Consider the following 2949-nt stretch of genomic DNA (forward strand, 5'->3'; position numbering starts at 1 on the left):
ACCGCGCCACCGCGCCACCGCGCCACCGCGCCACCGCGCCACCGCGCCACCGCGCCACCGCGCCACCGCGCCACCGCACCGTTTGTTTCTCAGGAGCGAAGCGAAGAGTCTGCTGTGGGTAACAGAGAGATGCTTCGCTGCGCTCAGCATGACAGGCTGCTGGGATACGTAGAAGTTTCTGCTTCCCTTACGCATCACTGCTCTGAAGTTGCCTCGCCACGCAAGCGGCGCAGTTCGGCTTGCAAGGCTTGGAGTTGCGCTTCGGCCTCGGCACGGGCTTGGGCCTGGGCTTGGGCCTGAGCTTCAGCCTCGGCGCGGGCTTGGGCCTGGGCTTGGGCCTGAGCTTCAGCCTCGGCGCGGGCGCGGGCTTCATAGGCAACCTGTGCTTCAGCCATAGCTGCCCGGCTTTCCGCCGTCACAGCCCGGCTTTCCGCCGTCGCTGCCCGGCTTTCCGCCGTCACAGCCCGAGCCTCAGACTCATCAGCGCGGGCAAGTGCCGCTTCAGCCGCTTGCACCACTGCGATGTAGTCGCCGATCTCGTTGCCGTGTTCATCAAAGCAGACAACATGGTCGTCGCGGACACCGAGCCAGAGTTGGGCCACTGGCAGCCAAAGCCGTCCGTTGGCAGCGCATGGCTGCTCAACGTAGCGCTCACCCACGAGGGTGTAGCCAAGTAGCCGGAGTTGACGTGATCGTTTGCGCCCTCGCCCGCTATCGTCCACAATGACATAGTGGGGTACGCCTACCAGCGCGTAGTGTGCCACTTTGAGCGTAAGATCGTTGTTGCGCGTCTCTGGCGAAGTGATCTCAATGATCAACGCCGGACGATGGCCCTCCTCTGCGACATCAAAGGTACTCCAATTTTGGCGAGTGGTCAGCCCTGGAATCACCATTACATCCGGGCCGTGGGCGCGTAATGCCGCATGATCCCACGCAACGCGCACATCGCTGAGCACAATCGCTTGGTCAGTCGGTTCGAGGCGGGCGCGTAACACCTGTGTCAAATACATGCGGTCGGTTTCGTGGCGGTCGCTATGCACGATGAAGTCTCCCACTTCGGGGTGCAAGACATCTTCGAGGGTTAACGGCACACGCTCCAACGCCTCGTCATCGGGTGCATCGGGCCGCCGCACATAGCGCCAACCGTAACGCCAAGGATCGTCGTCGCTCGCAAGCGCCATGGGGTGTGGTTGTGTGTCGTAGATACTCATATGTTCTACTATACACGGCTTCGGGTAGGTTGTCAACCCGCCTTCGGCGGGGGGTGTTGGGGCTACGCCCCAAATCTGTTTTTTTGTTGCTGTTTGGCGGCGAAGCCGCCAAACAGCAACAAAACGAACAGAAAACGGGTTCATTCCTACCGCTTCACCTGGAAGGCTTGGGCGCCCGCATACTTCGCGCCTGCGCCTAGCTCCTGCTCAATGCGGAGCAACTGGTTGTATTTGGCGATGCGGTCGGTACGCGCCGGTGCGCCCGTCTTGATCTGGCCCGCGTTGGTCGCTACCACTAGGTCGGCAATGGTGACATCTTCGCTCTCGCCGGAGCGGTGCGAGACGACGGCGGTCATGGCGTTGCGCTGGGCTAAATTGATCGCTGCTAGGGTCTCAGTCAGGCTGCCGATCTGGTTGAGCTTGATCAGGATCGAGTTGCATGCATGTTCGTCAATGGCCCGCTGTAGGCGTGTGACATTGGTGACCAAGAAGTCGTCGCCTACCAACTGCACCTTAGCGCCAATCTTGGCGTGCAGCAACTTCCAGCCCTCCCAGTCATCCTCGTGCAGCGCGTCTTCAAGCGAGATCAGCGGGTAGCGGGCGGCAATATCGGCCCAGTAGTCAACCATCTCGGCAGTGGTGAGGACCTTGCTGTCACGCTTGAGATGGTAGTAGCCATCAGCATAGATCTCGGTGCAGGCTGGATCCATCGCTAACATCACCTGCTCGCCGGGGCGGTAGCCGGCCTTCTCGATTGCCTCCATGATCAACTGGAGCGGTGCCTCATTGTTGGGCAGGCTGGGCGCAAAGCCGCCCTCATCGCCCACGGTCGTGCTGAGGTCACGGTCATGCAGCACCTTCTTGAGCATCTGGTAGATCTCGGAGCCCCAACGGATTGCTTCGCTGAAGCTCTCGGCCCCTACCGGCATGACCATGAATTCCTGGAAGTCGGTTGAGTTGGAGGCGTGTTGCCCGCCATTCATGATGTTGAGCATCGGGACGGGGAGGACATGGGCGTGAGCGCCGCCCAAGTAGCGGTAGAGCGGGAGGCCAAAGGCGTTGGCGGCGGCTTTGCTCGCGGCCAGCGAGACGCCCAGAATGGCGTTGGCACCCAATTTACTCTTGTTCGCCGTGCCATCCAACGCGAGCAGTTCGCGGTCGAGTCCCACCTGATCGGCGGCATCGAAGCCTACCAGCGCCTCGGCGATGTCTTCGTTCACCGCCCGCACCGCCTTGAGCACACCCTTGCCCCCATACCGCGCCTTATCGCCATCGCGCAACTCCAGCGCCTCGTGGGCTCCGGTTGAAGCACCACTGGGCACAATCGCCCGCCCAATGTCGCCGCTCTCTAAACGAACATCTACCTCCACCGTTGGATTTCCACGAGAATCGAGTACTTCGCGTCCGATAATCTCTTCGATGAGTGTGGACATGCTTCCTCCGTTAATGTTTAGCCTAGCTGTGGGGTGCTGCGCCATGCGCATTGCGTGTAGGGCTGCCGCCCTACCACCCGCTTTGGGGCTATCGCCCCAAACCCGGTTTTTTGTTCCGTTTTGGCGGCGAAGCCGCCAAAACGGAACAGAAAGAGTTGTTAGCGCGAAAAAGTCCTGGGCCGCGCCGCTTGGCTTCGACAGGCTGGTTTCGGCAGGCTCAACCACCGAGCCAGCGGCGCGGTGGCTGAGCTTGTCGAAGCCACCGCTAGGTCACCTGCCAACCCAAGGCTTTTTCGCGCTAACAA

General features: G+C 61.2%; 2 protein-coding genes. Both read right to left on the minus strand.

All coding sequences use genetic code 11. The features are described from left to right. Positions 1-194 precede the first annotated feature (194 nt). On the minus strand, positions 195-1211 hold the full coding sequence (locus CJ255_RS21555; protein ID WP_097646135.1) for a Uma2 family endonuclease: 1017 nt from the start codon (positions 1209-1211) through the stop codon (positions 195-197). A 146-nt stretch (positions 1212-1357) separates the two neighbouring features. Continuing rightward, positions 1358-2644, minus strand: coding sequence for a phosphopyruvate hydratase (eno, locus tag CJ255_RS21560; protein WP_097646136.1), 1287 nt, complete (start codon positions 2642-2644; stop codon positions 1358-1360). Positions 2645-2949: the final 305 nt, after the last annotated feature.

The sequence above is a fragment of the Candidatus Viridilinea mediisalina genome (assembly GCF_002532535.1).
GTDB classification, from domain to species: domain Bacteria; phylum Chloroflexota; class Chloroflexia; order Chloroflexales; family Chloroflexaceae; genus Viridilinea; species Viridilinea mediisalina.

Coding starts and splice junctions, on each gene's coding strand:
- eno (WP_097646136.1), bottom strand. CDS start 2,644: ATGTCCACACTCATCGAAGAGATTATCGGACGCGAAGTACTCGATTCT.
- CJ255_RS21555 (WP_097646135.1), bottom strand. CDS start 1,211: ATGAGTATCTACGACACACAACCACACCCCATGGCGCTTGCGAGCGAC.